Source organism: Amycolatopsis cihanbeyliensis, assembly GCF_006715045.1.
GTDB lineage: Bacteria > Actinomycetota > Actinomycetes > Mycobacteriales > Pseudonocardiaceae > Amycolatopsis > Amycolatopsis cihanbeyliensis.
In genome coordinates this window covers 136,491-161,065 of record NZ_VFML01000002.1, presented here as the reverse complement: position 1 = coordinate 161,065, position 24,575 = coordinate 136,491, and the positions used below count along the sequence as shown (strand labels likewise).

General features: G+C 71.6%; 22 protein-coding genes. 17 read left to right on the top strand and 5 right to left on the bottom strand.

Features of this window, described 5'->3' with window-relative positions; translation table 11 throughout:
- The 12 genes from FB471_RS29255 to FB471_RS29200 all read left to right on the top strand — a co-directional run bounded on the left by FB471_RS29255 (position 1) and on the right by FB471_RS29200 (position 13,569).
- Positions 1–711, top strand: coding sequence for an ABC transporter ATP-binding protein (locus FB471_RS29255; RefSeq protein WP_142002860.1), 711 nt, complete (start codon positions 1–3; stop codon positions 709–711).
- Positions 708–2,480 carry a branched-chain amino acid ABC transporter ATP-binding protein/permease gene (locus FB471_RS29250; protein WP_142002858.1) on the top strand — a complete coding sequence of 591 codons (1,773 nt, stop codon included), beginning with the start codon at positions 708–710 and terminating at the stop codon, positions 2,478–2,480. The genes FB471_RS29255 and FB471_RS29250 overlap by 4 nt, the downstream gene beginning before the upstream one ends.
- Positions 2,481–2,490: 10 nt before the next feature.
- On the top strand, positions 2,491–3,657 hold the full coding sequence (locus tag FB471_RS29245; protein ID WP_142002856.1) for an ABC transporter substrate-binding protein: 1,167 nt from the start codon (positions 2,491–2,493) through the stop codon (positions 3,655–3,657).
- A gap of 90 nt (positions 3,658–3,747) precedes the next feature.
- The gene (locus tag FB471_RS29240; protein WP_142002853.1) at positions 3,748–4,614 is read left to right on the top strand and encodes a branched-chain amino acid ABC transporter permease; all 867 of its coding nucleotides are present in this window, start codon (positions 3,748–3,750) and stop codon (positions 4,612–4,614) included.
- Positions 4,615–4,665: 51 nt separating this feature from the next.
- Complete coding sequence (locus FB471_RS29235) at positions 4,666–5,403, top strand: dienelactone hydrolase family protein (RefSeq protein WP_211358284.1); 738 nt, start codon at positions 4,666–4,668, stop codon at positions 5,401–5,403.
- Positions 5,400–6,527 carry a zinc-binding dehydrogenase gene (locus tag FB471_RS29230; RefSeq protein WP_142002849.1) on the top strand — a complete coding sequence of 376 codons (1,128 nt, stop codon included), beginning with the start codon at positions 5,400–5,402 and terminating at the stop codon, positions 6,525–6,527. Before FB471_RS29235 ends, FB471_RS29230 begins: the two co-directional genes overlap by 4 nt.
- On the top strand, positions 6,524–7,507 hold the full coding sequence (locus FB471_RS29225; RefSeq protein ID WP_142002848.1) for a methyltransferase: 984 nt from the start codon (positions 6,524–6,526) through the stop codon (positions 7,505–7,507). Before FB471_RS29230 ends, FB471_RS29225 begins: the two co-directional genes overlap by 4 nt.
- Positions 7,508–7,512: 5 nt before the next feature.
- Positions 7,513–8,283 (top strand): SDR family NAD(P)-dependent oxidoreductase, encoded by a 771-nt coding sequence (locus tag FB471_RS29220; RefSeq protein WP_246076781.1) that lies wholly within the window; start codon positions 7,513–7,515, stop codon positions 8,281–8,283.
- On the top strand, positions 8,280–10,448 hold the full coding sequence (locus tag FB471_RS29215; RefSeq protein ID WP_142002846.1) for a N,N-dimethylformamidase beta subunit family domain-containing protein: 2,169 nt from the start codon (positions 8,280–8,282) through the stop codon (positions 10,446–10,448). The genes FB471_RS29220 and FB471_RS29215 overlap by 4 nt, the downstream gene beginning before the upstream one ends.
- Positions 10,449–10,459: 11 nt before the next feature.
- Entirely contained in the window at positions 10,460–11,449 is a 990-nt protein-coding gene (locus FB471_RS29210; RefSeq protein WP_142002844.1) for an alpha/beta hydrolase, read from the top strand.
- Positions 11,446–12,441, top strand: a complete 996-nt coding sequence (locus FB471_RS29205) for an aldo/keto reductase (protein WP_142002842.1) — start codon at positions 11,446–11,448, stop codon at positions 12,439–12,441. The genes FB471_RS29210 and FB471_RS29205 overlap by 4 nt, the downstream gene beginning before the upstream one ends.
- A gap of 96 nt (positions 12,442–12,537) precedes the next feature.
- Positions 12,538–13,569, top strand: a complete 1,032-nt coding sequence (locus tag FB471_RS29200) for a LuxR C-terminal-related transcriptional regulator (protein ID WP_142002840.1) — start codon at positions 12,538–12,540, stop codon at positions 13,567–13,569.
- On the opposite strand, the gene FB471_RS29195 is transcribed toward FB471_RS29200, so the two are convergent.
- The 3 genes from FB471_RS29195 to FB471_RS29185 are packed head-to-tail and all read right to left on the bottom strand — an operon-like array spanning position 13,566 to position 16,942.
- Positions 13,566–14,639, bottom strand: coding sequence for a GlxA family transcriptional regulator (locus FB471_RS29195; protein ID WP_142002838.1), 1,074 nt, complete (start codon positions 14,637–14,639; stop codon positions 13,566–13,568). The two genes, FB471_RS29200 and FB471_RS29195, sit on opposite strands and share 4 nt — an antisense overlap.
- 14 nt (positions 14,640–14,653) lie before the next feature.
- Positions 14,654–16,114, bottom strand: a complete 1,461-nt coding sequence (locus FB471_RS29190; protein WP_142002836.1) for a benzaldehyde dehydrogenase — start codon at positions 16,112–16,114, stop codon at positions 14,654–14,656.
- 33 nt (positions 16,115–16,147) lie between these two features.
- Positions 16,148–16,942, bottom strand: coding sequence for an IclR family transcriptional regulator (locus tag FB471_RS29185; RefSeq protein WP_142002834.1), 795 nt, complete (start codon positions 16,940–16,942; stop codon positions 16,148–16,150).
- Positions 16,943–17,110: 168 nt separating this feature from the next.
- Here FB471_RS29185 and FB471_RS29180 point away from each other — a divergent pair, with 168 nt between their 5' ends.
- From FB471_RS29180 to FB471_RS29160, 5 genes are all read left to right on the top strand, one after another.
- Positions 17,111–18,286 carry a 4-hydroxybenzoate 3-monooxygenase gene (locus FB471_RS29180; protein WP_142002832.1) on the top strand — a complete coding sequence of 392 codons (1,176 nt, stop codon included), beginning with the start codon at positions 17,111–17,113 and terminating at the stop codon, positions 18,284–18,286.
- Positions 18,287–18,386: 100 nt separating this feature from the next.
- Positions 18,387–18,677, top strand: a complete 291-nt coding sequence (locus FB471_RS29175) for a DUF485 domain-containing protein (protein WP_170221046.1) — start codon at positions 18,387–18,389, stop codon at positions 18,675–18,677.
- Entirely contained in the window at positions 18,674–20,185 is a 1,512-nt protein-coding gene (locus FB471_RS29170; RefSeq protein WP_142002828.1) for a solute symporter family protein, read from the top strand. Before FB471_RS29175 ends, FB471_RS29170 begins: the two co-directional genes overlap by 4 nt.
- Positions 20,186–20,224: 39 nt before the next feature.
- Positions 20,225–20,974, top strand: a complete 750-nt coding sequence (locus FB471_RS29165) for an IclR family transcriptional regulator (protein ID WP_142002826.1) — start codon at positions 20,225–20,227, stop codon at positions 20,972–20,974.
- Positions 20,975–21,051: 77 nt separating this feature from the next.
- A complete protein-coding gene (locus tag FB471_RS29160) occupies positions 21,052–22,854 on the top strand; it encodes a thiamine pyrophosphate-requiring protein (RefSeq protein WP_142002824.1) in 1,803 nt (600 codons plus the stop codon).
- Here the strand turns inward: FB471_RS29160 and FB471_RS29155 are convergent.
- Both FB471_RS29155 and FB471_RS29150 read right to left on the bottom strand, forming a co-directional pair.
- Positions 22,851–23,141: a hypothetical protein gene (locus FB471_RS29155; protein WP_246076780.1), complete on the bottom strand. Its 291-nt coding sequence runs from the start codon at positions 23,139–23,141 to the stop codon at positions 22,851–22,853. The two genes, FB471_RS29160 and FB471_RS29155, sit on opposite strands and share 4 nt — an antisense overlap.
- A 126-nt stretch (positions 23,142–23,267) precedes the next feature.
- On the bottom strand, positions 23,268–24,407 hold the full coding sequence (locus FB471_RS29150) for a S1 family peptidase (protein ID WP_142002822.1): 1,140 nt from the start codon (positions 24,405–24,407) through the stop codon (positions 23,268–23,270).
- Between the last annotated feature and the right edge of the window lie 168 nt (positions 24,408–24,575).

Genomic DNA, 24,575 nt, shown 5'->3' with positions numbered 1-24,575 from the left:
ATGAACCTGCTCGAGGTCGAGGATGTGACGATCGAACGCTCCGGGTTGCCGGTGGTCCGTGGCGTGTCCCTGACCGTGGCCGAGGGGAAGATCTCGGTCGTGCTCGGGGCCAACGGGGCAGGCAAGACCTCCCTGCTGGAGGGCATCTCGGGCGCGGTCCGGGTTTCCTCCGGACAGGTCCGGCTGGCCGGGCAGCGGATCGAGAAGGCGCGGCCGTGGCGCCGGGCGCGCGCCGGGGTGGCGCACGTCGAGCAGAACCGCACCGTGTTCCGCGATTTGTCTGTTGTGGACAATCTCAGGGCGGGTTGCCGCCGGGACGCGAGTATCGAGGAGGCCTTCGAGCTGTTTCCCGAACTGGGCAAGCAGCGTTCGGTGGCCGCCGGGCTGCTTTCCGGCGGGGAGCAGCAGATGCTCGTGCTGGGCCGCGCGCTACTGGGCAGGCCGAAGGTGCTGCTGATCGATGAGATGTCGCTGGGCCTGGCGCCGATGGTGATCGAGCGGCTGGCCCGCGCGGTCGGCGAGCTTGCCGGCACGGGGGTCGGCGTGCTGCTGGTGGAACAGTTCGCCGCGCTCGCGCTCTCGGTGGCCGACCACGCCTACGTGCTGGCCAGGGGAGAGGTGGTCTTCCAGGGGGAACGTGCCGAACTGCTCGACGACGAGGAGCTGCTGCGCGCGCTCTACCTCGGTGACCCGACCAGGAGCCAGGTATGAAGTCCCTGACCGCTGCCCGCCCGCCGACCCTTTCCCTGCTGCTCGGCGGGGTGGCCGTGCTGCTCGTGTACCTGGCAGCCTCGTCGTACCTCACCTTCCTGCTGACCGGGGCCGTGGTGTCCATTGTGGTCATGCAGAGCTTCGGTGTGATCACCGGGCGGGCCGGGGTGATCTCGCTGTGTCAGATGTCCTTCGCCGCGATCGGCGCATGGACCGTCGGCTGGGCCAATGTCGGCGACGTTCCCGGCGGGTTCGTGGTCTGGCTGGTGCTCGGTGGACTGGCCGCGGTGGTCGCCGGCCTGGCCATCGGCCTGCCGGCGTTGCGGTTGCGCGGGATGAGCCTGGCCGTGGCCACCTTCGCCTTCGCCACCTCGCTGGACGTGGTGTTCGGCGCGATCAACTTCCCCGGGCAGGACGAGTTCAACTTCGTCGCCAGGCCCGAGGGCTTCACCTCCGACAGCGAGTATTTCGTGTTCGCCGCGCTGGTGGCAGCGGCACTGTTCCTGCTGCTGTGGAAGCTGGACCGCAGCCGGATGGGCGGTGTACTGATCGAGATCAGGCACTCCGAGCGGGCCGCGGCCGCGCACGGCATCAGCGTCGCGCGCGGCAAGCTGGCCGCCTTCGCGCTCAGCGCCTTCATAGCGGGGGTCGCGGGCGGCCTGATGGCGGGGCAGCTCGGGGTGGTCTCCGCGACCAACTTCACTTCGGCGACCTCGGTTTCCTTCTTCGCTATCGCCCTGTTCATCGGTACACACAACCCGGAAGGCGCGCTGCTGGGCGGCCTCCTCGGGGCGGTGTTCCCGGTGCTGATCGACCAGGTCGGTATCCCGCAGGATCTCAGCGCGATGTTCTTCGGCGTCGCGGCGATCCTGATTCTGCGGCACGGGAAGAGCCAGACCGACGACATCCGCTCCCGGCACCGCGCCAAGCGCGCCAAACGGCAGGCACAGGAGCAGGCGAAACCGGTGGCCCCGGCGCGGACCGAACCGGTGGCCGCGCGGCGACCCGGCAACCATGAGTCCGGAGTGGACACCGAGGGCCGGCCGCCGGTACTGGAGACGCGGGAACTACGGGTGCGCTTCGGCAACCTGGTGGCGGTGGACGGGGTGACCCTTTCCGTCCCCGCCCGCACCACGGTCGGGCTGGTCGGCCCGAACGGTGCCGGCAAGTCGACCCTGGTGAACGCGGTGACCGGGTTCGTGGACGGCTACGGCGGATCGGTGGTGCTCGGTGGCCGCGCGCTGGACGGCATGCCCGCGCACCGGAGGGCACGGGCGGGGGTGCGGCGCAGCTTCCAGCAACTGCGGGTCCCGGACGCGTTGAACGTCGGGATGTTCCTCCAGGTCGCCGCGGGCAAGCGGCTGCCGAAGGAGGAGATCGACGAGCAGCTGGCATGGTTCGGCTGCCCACCCGCCTACGTGCCGATGGAGGCCGTGGACGTGGCCACCCGCAGGCTGCTGGAGGTGGCCGGGCTCGCCGCGGGCGCGCCACCGGTACTGCTGCTGGACGAGCCCGCCGCAGGGCACTCCAGCGGCGAGACCCGGCTGCTCGCCTCGCGGCTGGCCGAGATCCCGGAGCGCTCGGACACCTCGGTGCTGCTGATCGAGCACGACATCGAGCTGGTCAGGGCGGTCTGCGACGAGCTGGTGGTGCTCGACTTCGGCAGGGTGATCGCGCAGGGACCGCCGGAGCGGGTGCTGCGGGAGGAGGCCGTACTCGCGGCCTACCTGGGGGGTTCTGATCTCAACAAGACCCCGGAAACCCGATAGGAGAAGACCGATGCGAGTACCCATGCGACGGCCGGGAGCGCTGGCGGCGGCTGCCGCGATCGCGGCGACGGCCGTGGCCGGATGCGATTCCGGCGGCGACGACACGATCAAGATCGGCTCGATCGCCGGGCTGACCGGGAACTTCGTCACCACCGACGTGGTGGAGACGGCGAAGCAGGTGTTCGAGGACGTCAACGCGGCAGGCGGGATCAACGGCAGCCAGGTCGAGTACATCGTGAAGGACGATGCCGGTAACCCGCAGCGGACCGCGCAGGTGGCGCGGGAGTTGCTGGACTCCGACGTGGTGGCGATGGCCGGTTCGGCCAGCTTCACCGACTGCGACGTCAACGGTGGCTTCTACAACCAGGCGCGGATCAGCTCGGTGATGGCGATCGGGGCGAGCCCGAAATGCTTCCAGAGTCCGAACATCGCGCCGGTGAACGTGGGCCCGTTCACCCTGATGACCGCGGTGCTGCAGTACGCGTCGGAGCAACTCGATGCGCAACGGGTCTGCAACTTCACCGTGGTACTGCCGGGCAGCGAGGACGCGGTGAACCAGGCGCTGGGCCGGTGGTCGGAGCTGACCGGCAAGGAGCTGGTTGTCAACGACCTCACCGTGCAGCAGAGCGGCGACATGACGCCGTACCTGTTGCGTGCCAAGCAGGAGCGGTGCGACGCGGTGCTGTTCAACCCGACCGAACAACTGGTCGTCCCGTGGCTGCAGGCGGCGAGCACGCAGGGAATGACCGATGTGGACTTCCTGCTGCTCGCGCCGTCCTACACCGACAGCGTGGCCGAGGCCGCTTCCGGGCTCGGACTGAACGTCTACGCGGGCAGCGAGTTCGAGCCGTACACGGCCGAGAGCCAGGCGAACCAGGAATGGCGGGAGACCGTCCAGCGGGCCGAATCGCCCGCGACGGCGTTCTCCCAGGGAGGTTACCTCTCGGCGACGTTCATGGTGGAGGTGCTCAAGACGATCGAGGGGGAGATCACCAGGGAGTCGGTGAACCAGGCGTTGCGCGGGATGGAGCCCATCGAGCACCCGATGCTCGGCACGCCCTGGGTGTTCGGCGAGGGCGAGAGCCACGCGCCCAACCAGGCTTCGAAGATCGTGCGACTGGAGGACGGTCAGTGGAAGGTCGTCACCCCCGACTTCATCACCCTGCCAAGGGACTGACCGCGCGGTTGCCGCGCGGACGGCCAACGCATGCGCGGGAACGGCAAACACACGTTCATGGACGGCAAACACGCCGGATAGGAGGTCACCGTGCTCGAGCTTTCCGCAGCTATCGCGGGGCTGGTCACCGGGGGCGCGTACGCGTTGATGGGGCTGTCCATCCTGCTCACCTACCGGCTGGTTGCCGTGGTCAACTTCGCACAGGCCGCGGTGGGCGCCTTCGGCGCCTTCGCCATGGTGCTGCTGGTCGAGCAGGGGTTGCCGCTGTGGCTGGCCGTGCTCGCCGGGCTCGGCGTCGGCGCCGCGGTGCACGCGCTGGTCGGGCTGATCATGGTCCGCTGGTTCTCCGGGGCGGGCGAGGGCATCAAGACGGCCGTCACCGTCGCGGTGTACACCTCGTTCATAGCGCTGGGCCTGCGGTTGTTCGGTGCCCAGCACCCGCACCGCTTCCCGAAACCGTTCGACACCCCGGCGTTCACCCTCGGCAACGTGGTGGTGACCTGGATGGCCGTGATCACCCTGCTGCTGGCCGGGTTGTTCGCCATCGTGCCGGTGTTGCTGTTGCGGCACACCAGGATCGGGGTGCTGCTCCGCGCGCTGGCCGAGCGGCCGCAGACGGCCGAACTGATCGGCATCCCGGTGCCGCGGCTGGCGATGGCGGTATGGGCGATCACCGGAGCCGCCAGCGCGCTGGCGATCATGATCATCGCGGGGCAGTTCGCCAGCGACTTCGGCTCGCAGGCGTTGCTGATCACCCCCGCGCTGGCGGCCGCGCTGGTCGGTGCCTTCCGCAGCTTCCCGCTGACCCTGGTGGGTGGGATGGCGCTCGGCATCCTGCAGAGCGTCGCCAGCACCTGGTCGGAGATCAAGGAGTACCGCGGGGTACTGCCGTTCGTGGCCATCCTCATCGTCCTGGTGTGGAGCCGTCGCAAGGAACGCTGGGACGAGTTCGCCTGAGCAGCGAAGAAAGGACTTTCCATGTGTCATGGTGAAGGATCTCGGCCACCGGTGCCGCCGGGTGCCCCGGTGGCGGTGGCCGAGGCAGGCGACCTCACCCTGCGGGCGGCGGACGGCAACCGCGTGCTGGCGTACCGCGCCGTGCCGGAGCGTGGTAGCGGTGCCGGAATCGTGCTGCTGCCGGACGTGCGCGGGCTGCACGACTTCTACCGCGAGCTGGCGCGACGGTTCGCGCAGGCCGGAGTCCCCGCACTCGCCATCGACTACTACGGCCGCACGGCGAGTGACGACCGGCGTGGCCCGGACTTCGACGGCTTCGAGCACATCGCGAAGCTGCGTCCGGACCACACGGCCGCGGACATCCGCGTCGCGCTGGAGCACCTGCGCTCCGGCGCGCTCGGCGAGGTCGGCTCGGCGTTCACCGTCGGCTTCTGCGTCGGCGGCGCGCTGTCCTGGGGCCAGTCCGCGCTGGCCGACGACCTGGCAGGTGCGATCGGCTTCTACGGGCGTCCCGAGGAGTGCCGCGACCTGCTGCCGCGAATGCGGGCACCGCTACTGGTGCTGGCCGCGGGCGCGGACGTGCTGACCCCGGCGGAGGAGGCACGGCGGTTCGGAACCGAGCTGACCGAGGCCGGGGTACCGCACCGGTTCGAGCTGTACGAGGAGGCTCCCCACTCCTTCTTCGACGGTGGCTTCGCCGAGCACGAGCGGGCCTGCGCGCACGCGTGGCGGCAGGTGCTGGACTTCCTCGCCGAGCACACCGCCGAAGCCGCGGGGAACCCGCGATGAGCCCCGCCACGACCAGGGCCGCGGTCCTGCGCGAGTACGGGCGGCCGCTGGTGCTGGAGGAACTGCCGCTGCCGGCCGAGCCCGAACCCGGCGCCGCCGTGGTCCGGATCGACCGCACCACCCTCTGCGGCACCGACGCGCACCTGTGGCAGGGCGGGATGCCCGGTGTCGAACTGCCCATCGTGCTCGGGCACGAGATGGTCGGCACCGTGGTCGCGCTCGGCGAGGGAGCCGACCGGGACGCGCGCGGCCGCCCGGTCGGGATCGGCACCCGCCTGGTCTGGTCGGAGTCCACCTGCGGGCACTGCCACGGCTGCACGGTGCTGCGCGAGCCGGTGCTGTGCGCCGACCGCGGCTACGGGTTCCGGCAACGGGCGGACCGGCCGCCGTACGTGACCGGCGGCCTCGCCGAGTACTGCTACCTGCCGCCGGGGGCGGCCAGGCTGGTGGTGCCGGAGGACATGCCGCACGACTGGGCCGCCGCCGCGGGCTGCGCGGTGAAGACCGCGCTGCGCGCGGTGCGGCGCGCGGGCGGCGTCCGGCACGGGGAGACCGTGGTGGTGCAGGGCTCCGGCCCGCTCGGGCTGTTCGGCACGGCGCTGGCCCGCGCCGGCGGTGCCGGCCTGGTCGTCACGGTGGGGGCCCCGGCCGACCGGCTCGCCATCGCCCGCGCCTGGGGCGCCGACGAGGTGGTTTCCGTGCGGGAGCTGACCGAACCGGAGTCCAGGGTGGCCAGGGTGGCGGAGCTGACCGGGCCACGCGGCGCCGATCTGGTACTCGACTTCGCCGGCGGGCCCACCGCCAACCACGAGGGTGTGCTGATGTGCGGGCAGCGCGGGCGGCACGTCGTGGTCGGGCTGGCCGGGCCGGACGCGCGGGCCGTCCCGCTGGACGTCGTGATGAGCCGGGAGATCCAGGTACTCGGCTCGCTGAACGGTGACGTGTCCGATCTGGACGGTGCGTTGCGGTTCCTGGAGTCCTTTCGGGACCGGTTCGACTTCTCGGCCGCCTTCGGCGCACCGGCGGGGCTCGCGGAGTCGACAACCGCGCTCGCCGCGATGGCGTCGATGACCACCACCAAGGCCGTCATCTCCCCACACCTCGACCTGAAGGAGCCAGCATGACCCCCGCCAACCCCGGGCCGATCCTGCATGCCGCGACCGGTTTCATGGCGGCCAAGCAGCTGTTCACCGCCAGCGAGCACGGCTTGTTCGCGGCGCTGGCCGAGCGCCCGCTGAACTCCGGCGAGCTCGCCGAGGAACTCGACCTGCCGGAACGCTCGGCGCGCATCCTCGCCGACGCGATGGTGGGCCTGCGCCTCGTGGAGTGGGCCGACGGCCGCTACCGCAACTCCGCCGCGGCCGATGTCTACCTGAGCGGCCGCGGGGAAGGACCCGACCTGCGGCGGTTCCTGACCTTCTGGGACCGGCTCAGCTTCCCGCACTGGCAGTCCTACGCCGGCGCGGTGCGCACGGCCGCGCCGGTCCCCTTCGACCTCAGTGGCGAGGCGGGGGAGGTGTTCCTCGACGGGGTGCAGGCCTACAACTCGCTGCACGCCATGCTGCTCGCCGAGCACTACGACTTCGGCGTTCACCGGCGGATGCTGGACCTCGCCGGGCTGACCCCGGCTTTCCTCATCGAGGCGGCCGCCCGCAACCCGGCACTGTGTGGCAGTTTCGTCGCCACCGGTGACCTGCTGGAAGCCGCGCGCAAGGCGGCCTCCCGGGGTGGCGGGGAGCGGATCGAGTTCCATGACGCCGATGTGCTCACCGACCCGATCCCCGGCGGCTGTGATCTCTACGACCTCGTCCTGCTGGAACACGTCGTGCACCGTTACGACGCCGAGCAGAACCGGCTGATCCTGGCCAAGGCACGGCGGGCCGCGGAGACCGGGGCCCGGCTGCTGCTGCTGGACTTCCTGCTCGACCCGGCCGAGGGTCGTCGGCTGGACCCGCTGTTCGCCGGGGAGTACCTGGTGGTCGACGGGACCGTGGTGTACCCGGAGTCGGAGGTGCGCGACTGGCTGGCGGCCACCGGCTGGAGCTGGCTGGAGACCAGGGCGCTGCCCGGCAGCCCGCGGGTGATGATCGCCGAGGCGGCGTGAGCGGCATGGCGGAGATGTCCGAGGAAGCGGGCTTCGCCGGCACGGTGGCGCTGGTCACCGGCGCGGCGGGTGGGATCGGCGCCGCGGTGGCCAGGGCACTCGCCGAACGCGGTGCCAGGGTCGCCGTGGCCGACCTGGCCGAACTGCCGGTGCGCAAGCTGGCAGGGGAGGTCGACGGGCTCGGGATCGGGTTGGACGTGCGGGACCCGGACTCGGTGTTCGCCGCGGTCGCGGAGACCACCCGCGTGCTGGGGCCGGTCGAGGTGCTGGTGAACAGCGCGGGCGTGGTCGGCGGCGCCGGCCCGCTGCGGTCGTTGCCGGTCGAGGCGTTCACCGCCGCGCTGGAGGTGAACCTGCTCGGCACCTTCCTGCTGACCAGGGCCGTAGGCAACGCGATGGCGGAGGCCGGTACCGGCGGCGCGATCGTGCACCTCAGCTCGGCAGGCGCCTTCCAGCCGACCGCGGGGCTCGGGCACTACGAGGCGACCAAGGCCGGGGTGAACGCGCTGACCAGATCGGCGGCGCTGGAACTGGCGCCGCACCGGATCCGGGTCAACGCGATCGCCCCCGGCCCGGTGGACACCCCGCTGACCAGCGAGGCGCTGGCCGAGCCCGCGGCCAGGGCGGCCTGGACGTCCCGGATCCCGCTCGGCCGCATCGCCGAGCCCGCCGACCTGGTGCCACTGGTACTGCTGCTGGCCTCGGAGCAGGGGCGGCACATCACCGGGACGGTGCTGCCGGTCGAGGGCGGCCAACTGCTGGGGAGCGTGTCATGACCCGCCGCCCGGTGGACCACAGCGCCGCGGCCGTCGTCGGCTACACCGACCGGTTCTCGCTGCGCCCCGGCGAGCGGATCGCGGTATCGGCCAGCGCCCGCAGCGCCGACTGCGCCGTGCGGGTGCTGCGGATCAGCCACGACGGGCGGGAGCCGGTGCGTACCCCGGTGCGGGTCGGTGCCCCGGAGTCCGTGCGGCTGCCGCACCAGGACTTCGACTTCGGCTCTTTCGGCCGCGTGCCGGCACCGCCCCCGATCGGCGGCGCGATCGGCTTCGCCTGCTGGCTGTGGCCGACGGCCCTGCCGCAGGGGCGGGCCGCGATCATCAGCCAGGGGCAGCCGGAGGCCGGGCCGTACGCGGCGCTGTACCTGCTCGCCGACGGCAGGCCCGCGTTCGAGGTGCGGACCGGGCAGGGCGTCGTCGCGGTGGACGGCGAGCTCGCCCTGCGGCCACGGCGCTGGTACCTGCTCGCCGGTGGCTACGACCCGGCGGGGGGCGCGTACCTGCTCGTGCTGCCGCGCGACCCGCTGGCGGGCGAGTGCGGAGCCGGGGAGGCGAGCGTCCCGCCGCTGGGTGAGCTGACCGTGGGCGCGGCGCCGCTGCTGCTCGGCGGCCGCGCGGAGGCAGGCACGGTGGTGGACAACCTGGACGGCAAGCTGGACGCGCCCTGCGTGTTCGACCGCGTGCCGACCGCCGGCGAGCTGACCGAGCTCGCCGCGGGGCAGGCCTCGCCCTCCGGGCTCGGCGCGACCGCGCACTGGGACCTCGCCTGCGACATCAGCGGCGACCACATGCTGGATCCGGTCGGCGGCCACCACGGCCGGTTGCACAACCAGCCGCTGCGCGCGGTCACCGGGCATGACTGGGCCGGTGACGTACTGGACTGGCGGCACGCCGACCGTGGCTACGGCGCCGTGCACTTCCACTCCGACGATCTCGCCGACGCGGGCTGGGATCCCGCGTTCACCCTGGACCTGCCCGCGGAGCTGGATCCCGGGTGCTACGCCATCGAACTGTCCACAACGGACGGGGTGGACAGGGTTCCGTTCTTCGTGCGCCCTCGGCTCGACACGGAGAAGGCACCGCTGCTGCTGCTGGTGCCGACCCTCAGCTATCTGGCCTACGCGCTGGACCACCTGCGCCAGCCGGTGCGGCCGGAGGACCCGCGCGAGGTGGCGGCCCGGTTCGCCAGGGACAACCTGCTGCACAGCTTGTACGACCGGCACACCGACGGCAGCGGGGTGTGCACGGCCTCCTCGCTGCGCCCGCTGCTGGGCATGCGCGATGACCACCTGTTCCGCTACCTCGGCGCCGCGCACCAGTACAGCGAGGACGTCCAGCTGATCGGCTGGCTGGAGCGCCAGGGCTTCGCCTTCGACCTGCTCACCGATCACGACCTGGACGCCGAGGGCGCCCGCGCGCTCGGCGAGTACCGGGCGGTGATCACCGGCAGCCATCCGGAGTACTGGACCGGCGCCATGCTGGACGCCGTGAAGTCCTATGTGGATGGTGGAGGCAAGCTCGGTTACCTCGGCGGCAACGGCGCATACTGGGTCACCGCCATCGCCGGGGATCGGCGGCAGATCGCCGAGTTACGCAGGGGGTTCTCCGGGGTGCGCACCTGGGAGGCCGAGCCGGGCGAGCTGCATCTGGCCAGCACCGGCGAGCCCGGCGGGCTGTGGGCCGAGCGCGGCAGGTCGCCGCACACCCTGTTCGGCATCGGCTCCACGGCGGCGGGGATGACCACCGGGACGGCCTACCGGCTGACCCCCGACCCCGGGGACCCCGCCGCGGACCTGATCCTCGCCGGGGTGGACCGTTCGGCACCGCTCGGCGGGTACGGCTCGGTGCTGGACGGCGCCGCCTCCTTCGAGACCGACGGCGTCGACGTGCTGCTCGGGTCACCGCCGGACATCACCCTGCTCGGCAGGGCGATGCTCGGCGAGGAGTACATGTCCGCCTGTACCGGCCCGGCGTTCGGCCATCCGCGAGCCGACCCGGTCGACGACCGCAGGGCCGATCTCACCCTGCTGCGGAGGCCGGGCGGCGGCGCGGTGTTCGCCACCGGCTCCATCGGCTGGTGCGGAGCGCTGTCCCACGCGGAGGACGACAACGACGTGTCGCGGGTGACCGCGAACGTGCTGCGGTGGTTCGTGAGTGAGTGAGGAGTGTGGTGATGCCCCTACATCCCGAAGCCCGCGCGGTGATCGCCGAGGGCGAGGCCGCGGCGGCGACCCTGGAACCGGGCGCCCTTTCGCCGGCCGAGATGCGCGAGCGGTTCGCGCGGTCCTGGCGCCCGCCACGCGACCCCGCGCCGGTGGGGGACCGCTACGAGCGGGACATCCCCGGCCCGGGCGGGAACCTGCGCATCCGCGTGTACCGGCCGGTGGGCGAGGGCCCGTTCCCCGCGCTGGTCTGGTTCCACGGTGGAGGCTGGGTGATCGGCTCGCTGGACGAGAACGAGGCCACCTGCCGCGCGCTGTGCCGCGGGGCCGAGGTGGTGGTGATCTCGGTCGACTACCGGCTGGCACCGGAACACCCCTTTCCGGCCGCGGCCGAGGACGCCTTCGCCGCGGTGTGCTGGGTCGCCGGGCACGGTGCCGAGCTCGCGGTGGACAGCAGGCGGATCGCGGTGGGCGGGGAGAGCGCGGGCGGCAACCTCGCCGCGGTCAGCGCGTTGATGGCCCGTGACCACGGCGGGCCCGGCCTGGTACTGCAGCTGCTGGCCTCCCCGGTGACCGCGCCGCCGAGCGAGGACCGCGCCTCCTACCGGGACTTCGCCGAGGGCTACTTCCTCAGCAAGGCGAGTATGGACTGGTTCTTCGAGCAGTACCCGCGCAGCGCCGCCGACCTGGTCAACCCCTACCTCGCGCCGCTGGCCGCCGAGGATCTCGGCGGGCTGCCGCCCGCGCTGGTCCTGACCGCCGAGTACGACCCGCTGCGGGACGAGGGCGAGGAGTACGCGCACCGCCTGCTCACCGCGGGGGTGCTCTGCGAGCTGGCGCGCTACCCGGGCCAGATCCATGGCTTCTTCGCGCTGCTCACCGAGCAGCTCAGCATCTCGGCGGTCGCGCACGAGCGGGCCGTGAGCGCACTGCGCAGGGCGTTCGGCAGCGACCTCGGCACGGCCGGAAAGCCGTTGACAACCACGGAAGGAAAGGTATGAAGGTTCCACACCGCAAGATCGGCACCGCCGGCCCGGATGTCTCCGTGCTGTCGCTGGGCTCCTGGCACACCTACGACCGGATGCGGTTCACCGACGCGGTGGCCATGATGCGGTACGCCGTCGACAGCGGGATCAATTTCTTCGACGTCGGCTATTACGGCGGCCTCGTCGTGGACGGTAAACGGGTTCCGGAATCGTTCACCGACGTGCTGTTCGGCCAGATCATGCGTGCCGCGGGTGTACCGAGGGAAAATTATCTCCTGTCCGCGAAGTTGTGGGTGAACAACTACCAGGAACAATCGCTTTCCGAGCAACTCGACGAACTGCTGTTGCGGGTCGGCACCGAATACGCCGATTTCGCCGTGCTCGGCGACATCGCCGGTCTCCAGCCGGACCTGCCGCGGCTGGTGGAGGACCTCGGTGATCTGATCGCCAGGGGAAAGCTCGGTTCCTGGGGCGTGAACAACTGGTCCTGCACGGATATCCGTTCCGCGCACGAGGCCGCCATGGCGGCGGGGGTCACTGGTCCGCAGCTGGCCCAGCTGAAGTACAGCGTGGTCCGCCGGTCCATTGCGGACGGTACGCCCTTCGGCGAGCTGACTCGGGACATCGGACTCACCCTGGAGGCATCGGACGTACTCGAGGGCGGGATGCTCGCCGGGAACCTGGACCCGGAGCGGATGATCGGCAAGGACCCCGGTGGGATCCGCGGAGGGATCGCCGGCGCGGCCGAGCGACTGGCCGAGATCGCCCGTTCCTTCGATGCCACACCCGCGCAGGCCGCGGTCGCTTTCTGCCTCACCCACCCGGCGACCAGCACGGTGCTGTTCGGTGCCAGCAGGCAGGAACAGCTCACCGAGAACATCGAGGCCGTGCGGTTGGCGCAGCAGCACGGGGCCGAGCTGCGTGCCGCGGTGGACGAGCTGTGGCTGGACCGGGAGGCGGTGGATCCGGAAGGGCCGCGTTCGGCCGCGGCGCTGAACCAGAGCTAAGCGCTTGACCAGCATTGTTCGCCGAATGTATGTTTCGACTCCCACGTATCCCGCTGGTGTGGAGTGGTTTTCGGCGGATATCCGCGAGGAGCGGCGATGGAGCCTTTGTGTGTTGCTGCTGCGATGCGGATCGGCTACGCCATGGGCACGGCGGCCGAGGTCGAGTGGGAGGAGATGTTCGAGGCGCTGGCCAGCGCGATTCCCGAGGTGTGCGCCGCGCAGGTCACCGGATGGGACCCGATCGCACGCAGATTCGTGGTGGTCGCGGAGCGTGGCTACCGGAAGTCGATTTCCCAGGACCTCGCGCACGCGTTGCCGCGTACCCGGTGGGGCGTGCAGTTGTTCGCGTCCAGGATGCCGTTACTGATGGACGATATGCCGCAGCATTTTCGTGCTTCGCCACATTATCAGGAGAAATTGCGGCCCGCCGGTTTCGAGGACGGATTGTCCGCGACCCTGCGATCCGAAGCGGGGCGCAGGGTGGGAATGTTGCACCTGAATGCGCCGGTCCGGCAGGCGTTCGGTGAGCGGGCCAGGGAGTTCGTCGCCCAGGTCGGACCCGCGCTGGCCCGACGGGTCGACCCGCTGCGTTGCCCGCAGCTGGACGGGCGGTTCGGCAGGGAATGGACGGCCAGCAGGCTCGTGCCCGGCGGGGAGTTCCTGCCGCTCGCCGGGCGCGAGCCGAGCCCGCTGGCGCGGGACCCGCGCATCGTGGAGCTGGCCGAGTCGTTCCGGGCGATGTGGGCGGCCTGGCTGGCGTTCCTGTGGCCGGACGCGGCGGGCTGGCACCGGGCCGCGATGCTGAACGTGGTGGACACCAACCGCAGCGGGGTGGTGGTGGCCAGCACCCCGTTCGCCAACGAGCTCGGGCTGACCGGCCGTGAGGTGGACGTGGCCACCGGGATCGTGGCCGGGCTGAGCAACCAGGCGATCGCGGACGAGCTGGTGGTCAGCCGCCGCACCGTGGAGACCTATGTGGAGCGGTTGCTGGGCAAGCTCGGCTGCGCCTCGCGTGGGGAGGCGGCCGGGGTGGCCGTGCGCGCGGGCCTGGTCCGCCCGAGCACCGGCGGCGGCGGGGTGGGCGCGCTGCCCCGGCTCACCCGCGGTGCCACCCTCCCGTGGCCCTAGGAGTCGTGTTTGCCGCTCACGTAAGCGTGTTTGCCGCTCGCGCGCGTGAGTTTGCTCTCTGCGCGCCCGAGTTGGCCATCCGCGTCGGTGGGTTGGCCGTTCCCGCGGTCGCTCACCAGGCCACGGTAGACCGAGGGGGTGCTGCCGTAGTGGTCCATGAAGGCCCGGCGCAGGGTCTCGGTGGAGTTGAACCCGCACCTGCGGGCCACCGCGGTGAGCGGGAGCCGGGTGGAGGCGAGCAGGTGGGCGGCCGCCTCGACGCGCACCGTGCGCACGTAACGGGCCGGGCTGGCCCCGAGGTGCAGGTCGAACAGCCGGGTCAGCTGTCGCGCGCTCACCCCGGCCTTGCGCGCCAGCGCCCCCGCGCTCAGGTCGGTGTCCACATTGGCCGCGATATGGCTGGTCAGCGAGCGCACCAGCCCGTGCTCGGGCGGTGGTCCGGCGAGGAACATGCTGACCTGGGCCTGGTTGCCCGGCCGGTGCAGGTAGGTGACCAGCGACCGGGCGACCTGCCGCGCCAGGTCCGGACCGTGGTCCTCCTCGACGAAGGCCAGCGCGAGATCCAGCCCGCTGGTCACCCCCGCCGCGGTGTAGACCTCGCCGTCCTTGAGGTAGATCGGTGCCGGGTCCACCGTCACGGCGGGGTACCGCCGTCCCAGCTCGCGTGCCCACCACCAGTGAGTGGTGGCCCGCCGCCCGTCCAGCAGCCCCGACTCGGCCAGCACGGTGGCCCCGGTGCACACCGAGGCGGTGCGCCTGCTCAGCCCGGCGAGCCGCCGGACCTGGGCCACCAGCCGCTCGTCCGCGGCGACCGCCTCGTGTCCCCAGCCGCCCACGACCAGCACCGTGTCCAGCGCGCCCCGGATGCCCTCCAGTTTCGCCTGTACCCCGAGCGCGATACCGCAGGCCGAGGTCACCGGCCGCCCGCCGAGGCTGGCGAACTCCACCTGGTAGGCGGGCCGCGCGCCGTGCCGGTTGGCCGCGTCCAGCACGCTGGCGGGGCAGGCGATGTCCAGCAGTTCCGCCTGGTCGTAGCCGATGATCACCATCCGGCGGGGAGCGGCGTCCATAGCAGGCACGATAGCTAGAACGGGTACCGCGCGGGCTCGCCCCGCACGGTGATCCACCGGGTGTCGGTGAACGCCTCGATGTTGGCGTTCGGTCCGCCGAACCGGCTGCCGGTGCCGGAGGCGCCGGTGCCGCCGAAGGGGGCCACCGCCTCGTCGTTCACCGTCTGGTCGTTGATGTGCACGATGCCCGTCGGGATCCGCTCGGCCAGCGCGAGCCCCCTGGTGACGTCCCTGGTCACGATGCCGAGGCTGAGCCCGTACTCGCTGTCCGCGGCCAGCGCGGCCGCCTCCTCCGGCGTGCGGAACGGCAGCACCGGCGCGACCGGCCCGAACACCTCCTGCGCGTAGGCGGGCATCTCGATGTCCACTCCGGACAGCACCGTCGGCCGGTAGAACAGGTCCTGGTAGCTGCCGCCCGCGGCCAGCATGGCTCCGGAGTCCACCGTCGACTGAACGATGGAGTGGACCTTGTCCCGCTGGCCCGTGTCGATGATCGGGCCGAGCGCGACGTCCTCCGCGGCGGGGTTACCCACCCGCAGCGCGTCGGCCTTGGCCGCCAGCAGTTCCACGTAGTCCCGGTGCAGGCTCTCGTGCACCAGATGTCGACCGGTGGCCATGCAGATCTGCCCGGAATGCAGGAACGAGCCCCAGGCGCCGAGGCCGACGGCGGCGTCCAGGTCGACATCGTCCAGCACGACCATCGCCGAGTTCCCGCCGAGTTCGAGGTGGGTGCGTTTGAGGTGGCGCGCGGCCAGCTCGCCGACCCTGCGTCCCGCGCCGGTGGAGCCGGTGAACGAGATCACCGGCACCAGCGGGTCGGTCACCAGCGCCTCGCCCGCCTCCACCTCGCCGGGCAGCATGTGCAGCAGGCCCTCCGGCAGCCCGGCCTCCTCGAAGATCCGCGCCAGCGTCACACCGCCGCTGACTCCGGTGCGCGGATCCGGTTTCAGGATCACCGCGTTGCCGAGCGCCAGCGCGGGCGCCACCGAGCGGATGGCGAGGATGAGCGGGAAGTTGAACGGCGCGATCACCCCGACCACGCCCACCGGAACCCGGCGGGCCATGGACAGCCGGTCCGCGGCCGAGGGCAGCAGCTCACCGCGTGGCGCGGAGGTGAGCGCGGCCGCCTCGAAGCACTCCTGCGCCGCCATATCGGTTTCCACGGTCGCCTTGGCCCGGACCGAACCGGCCTCGGCGATCAGCCAGTCCTGCACCTCGGTGGCGTGCCGCTGCCACAGCTCACCCGCGCGGCGCAGCACCTCGGCCCGCTCGTGGTAGGGGCGGGCGGCCCAGTCCCGCTGCGCGCCGGTGGCCGCTTCCGCGGCGTGCGCGACATCCTCGGCCCCGGCCATGCCCAGCCGGCCGAGCTCGGTGCCGGTCGCCGGTTCGATGACGGCGCGGTCTCCACCGCTGCCGGTCCGCCAGCCCTCGCCGGCGATCCTGCCTGTCCAGATGGTGGTGTCCAGCAGCGTCATGGGCCGTACTGTGACCACGCTCGCGCCCCACTGTCACGTCTGGCGTTCCACTGGCCGAAAGGCATCCCCGCCCGTCTCGGCCAGCCTGCGGGCGATCCCGGTGGCGGCGGCACGCAGCGGCGGAACGAGTTTCGGCAGCTCGGCGCGGGTGGAATGGACCACGAGGCCGAGCGCCGCCACCGGGGTGCCGTCCGCCTGCAGGATCGGCACGGCGACCGAGCAGGAGCCCAGCGACATCTCCTCGTTGGTCTGCGCGTGCCCGCGTTCCCTGGTCAGCTCGAGCTCGCGCAGCAGCCGGCCGCGCTCGGCGATGGTGTACCGGGTGAACCGGGGCAACGGGCGCTCGCAGTAGGCCCGCACCAGCGCGGGGTCGGCGTGCGCCAGCAGAGCCTTGCCCACCCCGGTGGGATGCAGCGGAAGCCGGGTGCCGATCCGCGAGACGATCGGCACCGAGCGGTGCCCGGAGAGCTTCTCCACGTACAGCGCGTCGAAGCCGTCCCGGACGGCGAGGTGCACGTTCTCCCTGCTGGACTCGTACAACTCCTGCAGGAACGGCAGGGCGGTCTCGCGCAGCCTGCTGGACACCGGGGCCAGCAGCCCGACCTCCCACAGCCGCAGACCGATCCGGTAGCCACCCTCGTCGTCGCGGTCCAGCGCGCGCCACGCCGCCAGCTCGGCGGCCAGCCGGTGCGCGGTGGCCAGCGGGAGGCCCGCCCGCTGCGCCATCTCGGACAGGGTCAGCCGCGGGTGGGCCACGTCGAAGGCACTGAGCAGGGCGAGCGCCCGTGCGGTCACCGGCTGGCCGGGGCGGGTGCTGTTTCCTGCCATGCGACTCCCTCTCCACTGGTGTCGACGGCTTCCGTTGAGTGGAAGATAATCGATCGCGTCGCTCGCGACCGGACCGGGTTTCGGCTCAGCGGAAGCTCATGGTCGGCTCGGACGCCGGGCGGCGGGCACCATGGCCGCGGCATGGTCGAGCGATACGGAGGTTGGTGCATGCGTACGCAGGTGGGAATCATCGGGGCGGGACCGGCGGGGCTGTTGCTGTCGCACCTGCTACACCTGCGTGGGATCGACTCGGTCGTGCTGGAGGCGCGGAGCAGGGACTACGTGGAGCGCAGGGTCCGGGCAGGCGTGCTGGAGCATCCGACCGCCGAACTGCTGCGTGAGGTCGGCCTCGGCGCCCGGATGGACCTCGAGGGCATGGTGCACCACGGCATCTCGCTGCGCTTCGACGGCGCCGACCACCGGATCGGCTTCGACGAGCTGCTCGGCAGGTCGATCACCGTGTACGGCCAGCAGGAGGTGGTCAAGGACCTGATCGCGGCCCGGCTGGAGGCCGGAGGGGAGCTGCTGTTCGAGGTGTCCGAGGTGGCGGTACACGGGCTCACCTCGGACCGCCCGGCGATCACCTTCACCGACGCCGAGGGCAGGCCGCGGGAGCTGGCCTGCGCGGTGATCGCGGGGTGCGACGGCTTCCACGGGGTCAGCAGGCAGGCCATCCCGGAGACCGCGCTGACCGTTCACGAGCACGAGTACCCCTTCGCCTGGCTCGGCATCCTGGCCGAGGCGCCGCCGGTGCGCGAGGAGCTGATCTACACCCACCACGAGCGCGGTTTCGCGCTCTACTCGATGCGGTCGCCGGAGCTGACCCGGCTCTACCTGCAAGTGGATCCGGACGAGGAGATCGAGTCCTGGCCGGACGATCGGATCTGGACCGAACTGCACGCCAGGCTCGCGCTCGGCGGGGAGTCCGGGCTGCACGAGGGTCCCCTGCGGGAGAAGGGCATCAGCACCATGCGCAGCTTCGTGGCCTCCCCGCTGCGTTACGGGCGCCTTTTCCTGGCCGGGGACGCGGCGCATATCGTCCCGCCGACCGGGGCCAAAGGGATGAACCTCGCCGTCGGTGACGTCCACCTGCTGGCCCGTGCCCTGGAGAGGTTGCTGCTGCACAACGAGAGCGATCTCGTGGAGTCCTATTCGGACACAGCGCTGCGTCGGGTGTGGCGGGCCGAGCACTTCTCCTGGTTCATGACCTCGATGCTGCACCGCTTCCCGGGGAACGACCCGTTCCAGCGGCAGTTGCAGCTGGCGCAGTTGCGCTACACCGCCGAGTCGACGGCCGCGGCCACCAGCCTCGCCGAGAACTACGTCGGCCTCCCCTTCTCCTGATCCGTTTCACTGACCGAAATAGCCGGGTTTCGCCCGGCCGACCGGCTACTCGATGCTGTGCCCGCCGGGATACGACGCGGTATCGAGGAGGCACACGGTGGTGACCGGAAAGGCCCCCGACGAGGGCGGCGTGGACACCGAGGACATCGGACAGGCCGCGGCGGCGATCCGCCGCAGGAAACGGGTCGCGCTGACCGCGGCGGCGATCACCCTCGTCGGGTTCATGGCGTTCCCGGTGATCACCTCGTTCACCACGCTGCTCGACGGGGTGGTGAACGGGATCGGTGTCGGCTACCTGGTCGGCTTCGCGGTGATGGTCCTTCCGGTACTGGGCGCGGTCGCCTTCTGCCTGTGGGCCAACCGCGTCGAGCGCGGGGGAGGGGACCGATGAATACCACCGCAGTCCTGATCGTCGTGGCGCTGATCGCGGTCACCCTCGTGCTCACCAGCTACGCGTCCCGGCGCAACAACAATGCCGATGACCACTATGTGGCCTCCTCCCGCATCGGCGGCTGGCAGAACGGGCTCGCCCTTGCCGGCGACCAACTGTCGGCCGCGGCACTGCTCGGCATCACCGGCGCGGTGGCACTGGGCGGGTTCGACGGCTTCTACCTCGCCGTCGGGGTGCCCGCGGCCTACCTGCTGATGCTGCTGGTGATCGCCGAGCCGTTGCGCAACCTCGGCCGCTACACCCTGGCCGACGCGGTGGCCGCCCGGTTCGACGGCCGCGGGCTACGTGGCGTGATGGCATTGTCCACTCTGGTCATCAGCATCATCTACATGGTGATCCAGTTCATCGGGGCGGGCTTGCTCGCGCAGCTGCTGCTCGGGGTGAGTTTCCCGGTTGCGGTGCTGGTGATCGGCACGCTGATGACCGTCTACACCTTCCTCGGCGGCATGGTCGGCACCACCTACATCCAGGTGTTCAAGGCGGTGCTGCTGATCGGGACCGTGTTCGCCCTGCTGGTGCTGGTGACGGTCGAGACCGGTGGTAACCCGCTCGGCTCGATGCAGGAGGCCGCGAGCCGGTTCGGCGCCGAGGTGATCGCGCCGCGGCACGGGGACCTCACCGGCTCGCTGGACACGATCTCGCTGCTGCTGGGCATGGTGCTCGGCATGATGGGGCTGCCGCACGTCATGGTGCGGTTCCTGACCGTACGCAACGGGCGTGCGGCGCGGCAGTCCATCCAGGTCGCGATGTGGATCTACGCGTTCTTCTTCTGCGTCCTGCCGATCTTCGGCTACGCCGCGCTGAACCTGGTCGGCAGGGACGCGATCCGCGCGGACAACGAGGCGGGCAACCTGGCCGCGCCGCGGCTGGCCGAGACCCTCGGCGGGAACCTGCTGTTCGCGATCGTCGCGGGCGTGGTGATGACCACCATTCTCGCGGTGCTGGCCGGCCTTTCCATCGCGTCCTCCGGTGCGGTGGCGCACGACCTGTACACCACCGTGCTCAGGCGCGGCGCGGTGTCGCGCGGAAGGCAGTTGCTGGTCGGCAGGGTCGCGGGCGCGGCGATCGCGGTGATCGCGATGCTGGTGGCCTTCGCAGCCAAGACCCTCAACGTGGCTTTCCTCGGCAACGTCGCGTTCTCCGTCGCGGCGAGTACCACCATGCCGGTGTTGTTGCTGACGATGTACTGGCGCCGGTTCAACCGCCGTGGCGCGGTGGCGGGCCTGGTCGGCGGGCTGGTCTCCGCGGTGGGCCTGGTGCTGCTCGGTCCGGATGTGCTCGGCGCCGAGGCGGTGTTCCCGCTGACCATTCCCGCGCTGGTGTCGGTGCCCTTCGGGTTCCTCTGCGCGTGGCTCGGCAGCCTCGCCGGCCGGGGCGACCCGGCGGCCGCGGGTACCGACTACGACCAGATCGCCCGGCGGGCGTTCGCCGCTCGCCGGGAGTCCTGAGTGTTGCGTGTAGCCGCGGCCGTGCTCAACACTCGCGACATGCCGGATGACCTCGTGCCCAAGGCGGTGCTACCGCGAGCGCTGCGGTTGCTCGACGCCTTCGGCCCCGCAGACACCGAGCTGAGCCTTGCCGAGCTGGCGGAGCGCAGCGGGCTGCCCAAGCCCACCGCGCTGCGCATGCTGGGTGAGCTGGTGTCCTGGGGCGCGCTGGATCGGGTGGATTCCGGCTACCAGCTGGGGATGAAACTGTTCCGGCTGGGGCAGCAGGTCTCCCGCACCCGAACGCTGTGCGACACCGGGCGGCCGTACCTCACCGACCTCTACGAGGCGACTCACGAGAACGTGCATCTGGCGATCAGTGACGACCTGAGCACGCTGTTCGTGGACAAGGTCTCCGGCCGGTCGTCGGTACGGATCATCTCCAGGGTGGGCGGCCGGCTGCCCGCGTACTGCACCGCTACCGGCAAGGTGTTCCTGGCGAACTCCGGGCGCGAGCGGTTCGTGCGGACCGTCGAGTGTGGCCTGACCCGGTACACCCCGCGCACCATCGTGCTGCCCGGCCTGCTGCGCAGGGAGCTGGACCGCACCGGGGAACGCGGCTACGGGGTGAACTACGAGGAGGCCGAGGTCGGTGTGTCCGCGGTGGCGGCCCCGGTGTACGGACCGGACGGTGCGGTGGTCGCGGCGATTTCGATCACCGGCAGGGCGAGCGCGGTGACCGCCGAGCGGCTGGCTCCGGCCGTGCTCACCGCGGCGCGCGGCTTTTCCCGGGTGCTCGCGGGCGGCTGAGCCCCGGCTTCGATCCGGTTTCATTGGCCGAAATGCGCGACGTGCGCGCCACCCGTCCGGGGTTGTTGGCTGTGGGTATGAGCGCACCGTGGTACACCACCAGCACGGCATTCCTGGAGGCGTTGACCGAGGTCGGCGTGCGCTACGTGTTCGCCAACCTCGGCAGCGACCACTCCGGCCTGATCGAGGCCTACGCGCGGGCGCGAGCCGGGGGCACCGTGGACAGGTTCCCCGAGCTCGTGCTCTGCCCGCACGAGAGCGTGGCCTTCTCCGCGGCGCAGGGGTACGCCCAGGCCACAGGCCAGGCCCAGGCGGTGCTCGTGCACGTGGAATGCGGCACCCAGAACATCGGCGGCATGCTGCACAACGCCGCGAAAGGCCGGGTGCCGGTGCTGGTGTTCGCCGGTGCCTCGCCGGTCACCCAGTACGGCGAGCACACCGGGAGCAGGGACGAGTTCATCCAGTGGATGCAGGACGTGCACGACCAGCGCGGCCTCGTGCGCGGGTACACCAAGTACGACTACGAGATCCGCGTCGCGGACAACGTCAAGCAGATCGTGCACCGCGCGGCGCAGATCGCGACCAGCGACCCGGCGGGACCGGTCTACCTGGTGGGTGCGCGGGAGGTGATGGAGCAACGGCTGGAGCCGGCATCGGCGGACCGGCCGGAGTACGCCCTGGACCGGTACACCCCGGTCGAGCCGGCCGCACTGGCGCCGGACACGGTGCGGGCGGTCGGCGCGGCGCTCGCCGGAGCCGAGCGCCCGGTGATCGTCACCTCCTATCTGGGGCGGGACCGGGAGGCGGTGCCCGCGCTGGTCGACCTCGCCGAGCGGCTGGCCGCCCCGGTGATCGAATCGGTGCCGATGTGGCTGAACTTTCCCGCGGACCATCCGCTGCACGGCGGCCACCAGTGGAACATCCCGGAGCGCAACCCGCTGCTGGCCGCCGCGGATGTAGTGCTCGTGCTGGGCAGTGACGTCCCGTGGATCCCGGTCCGGAACCGGCCCGCCGCGGGCGCGCGGGTGTTCGTGGTGGACATCGATCCGCTGAAGGAACAGATGCCGCTGTGGCACGTGCCCGCCGAGGTCTTCGCCCGTGCCGACCTCGGTACGGCGACCCGCCAGCTGACCGAGTTCCTGGACGAGCCCGGGCGGCTCGACGCGCACGCGGTGCGGGAGCGGCTGGCCGCCGCCTCGGCAGGCAGGCAGCGGCACCTGCGGGAGCTGATCGCCCGGGAGCAACCGGATCCCGAGGTGATCACCCCCGAGTACCTGCTCGGCTGCCTGCGCGAGGAACTGGCGGCCGTGGACGGCGAGACCATCGTGCTCACCGAGGCGATCACGAACTACCTTCCGGTGAGCGAGCACCTGCGGCGCGAGCGACCGGGTGGGCTGATCGGCTCCGGTGGCGGCTCGCTGGGTTGGTACGCCGGTGCCGCGATCGGGGTGAAGCTGGCGCGGCCGGACGCGCTGGTGATCTCGGTGGTGGGCGACGGCACGTACCTGTTCGGCGTACCGGCCTCCGCGCAGTGGACCGCTCGCAGGTACGGGGTGCCCAGCCTGACCGTGATCCTGGACAACGAGGGCTGGCAGGCGCCGAAGGTGTCCGCGCTCGGGGTGCATCCGGAGGGCGCGGCGGCCGCGGCGGACGACTTCGGCGTGGGGTTCGCGCCCGGGGCGGACCTGCCCGCCGTCGCGGCGGCCGCGGGGGGAGCGCTGGCGCGTACCGTGGACGACCCCGCGGACCTGCCCGCGGCGCTGGAGGAGGTGGTGGAGACCGTCCGATCCGGGCGTTCCGCTGTGCTCGCCGCTCGGCTGGCCCCGGTCGAGGACCCCGCCCGCAGGGCAGGCCGGGACACCGGTCCCGCGGCACCCTAGGCACGGCGGGGGCGTAACGCCTCGGCCAGCACCCACTGCGACACCTTGGCCGCGCCCGAACCACCGGTGAGCACGAACATCGTCCAGCCGACCCAGTGCCCGGTGGTCGCGCGGTCCCAGATCATCAGTTCTCCCGGCACGATGGCCCGCAGGTCGAGGCCGTCCGGCAGCCGCACCCGCAGCCCGCTCACGCTCGGGTACACCAGCGCGAGGTTGACCCATACCGGCCTGGCGGGCCGGATCATCCGCAGATAACCCCGCCGCTCCGGCACCGGCTGATCGAACACGGGTTCGATACTAGATCGTGCTCGGGCCGCTTTTGCCTTCCGGGTGCGCTTGTGACCTGCGGTAATAGGGTGATCACGTGGCTTCCGGGACGCGGGACGTCCCGGAAGCCACGTGCGGGTCCGCCGTCAGGCGGTGTGGAGTTGCAGGTTGTAGGCGGAGAGGATCTCGTTCACGGGCTGGAACCAGGTCTGGCCACCGCTGGAGCAGTTACCCCACCCGCCGGAGGTGACGCCCTGCGCCTGGTCACCGGTGATGAACGAGCCGCCGGAATCGCCCGGCTCGGCGCAGACGCTGGTCTTGGTGGCGCCGTGGAAGGCGCCCTGCTCGTAGTTCACGGTCTCGTTCTTGGCCAGGACGGTTCCGCAGTGCCAGTGCGTGGTCGAACCGGAACGGCAGACCGAGGAACCGACCGGTGCCTCCCAGGAGCCACGGACGAGGCGGTCCGGCTCGGTACCCCAGCCGAGGACCACCGGAACCGTCCACCAGCCGTGCCCGGTCCGGATGAAGGAGTAGTCGTTGCCGGGGAAGGACGAGCCCGCGAAGTGGCCCATGGTCGATCCGTCCCAGCCGACCACCGAGCTGCCGGCACCACCGCAGTGGCCCGCGCTGACGAACCCGCCGTGCACCGCGAAGCCGATGGAGCAGCGGGTGTTCCCGTTGATGTAGTAGGGATCGCCGCCGACCACCCCGGCCGCGAAGGTCCGCGGGGCCTCGGCGGTGGGGGCGGTGCGCACGGTGACTGGGCCGGCTTCGCGGGCGGCCGCGAGGAAGTCGTCCAGCCGTGGGCCGGAGGCGCCGGCCCGCACGTTGAGCACGACCTTGCCGGACCGGTGATCCGCGTGCCAGCTGCTGACGCCTTCCGGCGCCGGGGCCAGCGCGTCGATCGCGGCCTTGGCGGTGTCCAGCTCGGCCGCGCTGGTCGAGACCGGGACCGGCTGTGCCCCGGTGGCCCGGACGGCCTCGGCCCGTGCCGGATCGGTCAGGCCGACCACCAGGGTGCCCTTGTCCGGATCGAACCAGCTACCGCCGAAGGCACCGCCCGCGGCCTCGCGCGCGGCGGGTGCCTGGCGGGCGGCGTCCGCCTCCCGCGCCAGCCGGGTACGGGCCTGCTGCTCGGTCAGTCCCAGGTCACGCTGCATGGCCGCGGCCAGCCCCTGGGACAGTTCCGGCTCCGCCACGGCGGAGGTCGCGGTGAGTCCGCTGGTCGCGGTGAGTGCCAGGGCCGCGGCCGCGACCAGGCGGAACGGGGTCATGCGTCTCGTCATCGTCATCCTCAATTCGTGCGGCAGGGGAACCAGGGCCGGTGCAGGGCCCGGCCCTGGCGGAGAACGAGGTTTTCGATTGTGAGAGCGCTCTCACGACATTCCAGCGTGAGCGTACGGCTACGGGGAGGTCAAGGCCTGCCGGTGGCTTGTCCGGTTTCCTGTCCGGTC

What these genes read in the sequence shown, in the direction of transcription:
- FB471_RS29170 (WP_142002828.1), top strand. Translation starts at nt 18,674, where the DNA reads ATGAATACCACCGCAGTCCTGATCGTCGTGGCGCTGATCGCGGTCACC.
- FB471_RS29150 (WP_142002822.1), bottom strand. Translation starts at nt 24,407, where the DNA reads ATGACGAGACGCATGACCCCGTTCCGCCTGGTCGCGGCCGCGGCCCTG.
- FB471_RS29220 (WP_246076781.1), top strand. Translation starts at nt 7,513, where the DNA reads ATGGCGGAGATGTCCGAGGAAGCGGGCTTCGCCGGCACGGTGGCGCTG.
- FB471_RS29185 (WP_142002834.1), bottom strand. Translation starts at nt 16,942, where the DNA reads ATGGCAGGAAACAGCACCCGCCCCGGCCAGCCGGTGACCGCACGGGCG.
- FB471_RS29160 (WP_142002824.1), top strand. Translation starts at nt 21,052, where the DNA reads ATGAGCGCACCGTGGTACACCACCAGCACGGCATTCCTGGAGGCGTTG.
- FB471_RS29195 (WP_142002838.1), bottom strand. Translation starts at nt 14,639, where the DNA reads ATGGACGCCGCTCCCCGCCGGATGGTGATCATCGGCTACGACCAGGCG.
- FB471_RS29255 (WP_142002860.1), top strand. Translation starts at nt 1, where the DNA reads ATGAACCTGCTCGAGGTCGAGGATGTGACGATCGAACGCTCCGGGTTG.
- FB471_RS29230 (WP_142002849.1), top strand. Translation starts at nt 5,400, where the DNA reads ATGAGCCCCGCCACGACCAGGGCCGCGGTCCTGCGCGAGTACGGGCGG.
- FB471_RS29190 (WP_142002836.1), bottom strand. Translation starts at nt 16,114, where the DNA reads ATGACGCTGCTGGACACCACCATCTGGACAGGCAGGATCGCCGGCGAG.
- FB471_RS29165 (WP_142002826.1), top strand. Translation starts at nt 20,225, where the DNA reads ATGCCGGATGACCTCGTGCCCAAGGCGGTGCTACCGCGAGCGCTGCGG.
- FB471_RS29205 (WP_142002842.1), top strand. Translation starts at nt 11,446, where the DNA reads ATGAAGGTTCCACACCGCAAGATCGGCACCGCCGGCCCGGATGTCTCC.
- FB471_RS29225 (WP_142002848.1), top strand. Translation starts at nt 6,524, where the DNA reads ATGACCCCCGCCAACCCCGGGCCGATCCTGCATGCCGCGACCGGTTTC.
- FB471_RS29180 (WP_142002832.1), top strand. Translation starts at nt 17,111, where the DNA reads ATGCGTACGCAGGTGGGAATCATCGGGGCGGGACCGGCGGGGCTGTTG.
- FB471_RS29200 (WP_142002840.1), top strand. Translation starts at nt 12,538, where the DNA reads ATGGAGCCTTTGTGTGTTGCTGCTGCGATGCGGATCGGCTACGCCATG.
- FB471_RS29245 (WP_142002856.1), top strand. Translation starts at nt 2,491, where the DNA reads ATGCGAGTACCCATGCGACGGCCGGGAGCGCTGGCGGCGGCTGCCGCG.
- FB471_RS29250 (WP_142002858.1), top strand. Translation starts at nt 708, where the DNA reads ATGAAGTCCCTGACCGCTGCCCGCCCGCCGACCCTTTCCCTGCTGCTC.
- FB471_RS29210 (WP_142002844.1), top strand. Translation starts at nt 10,460, where the DNA reads ATGCCCCTACATCCCGAAGCCCGCGCGGTGATCGCCGAGGGCGAGGCC.
- FB471_RS29215 (WP_142002846.1), top strand. Translation starts at nt 8,280, where the DNA reads ATGACCCGCCGCCCGGTGGACCACAGCGCCGCGGCCGTCGTCGGCTAC.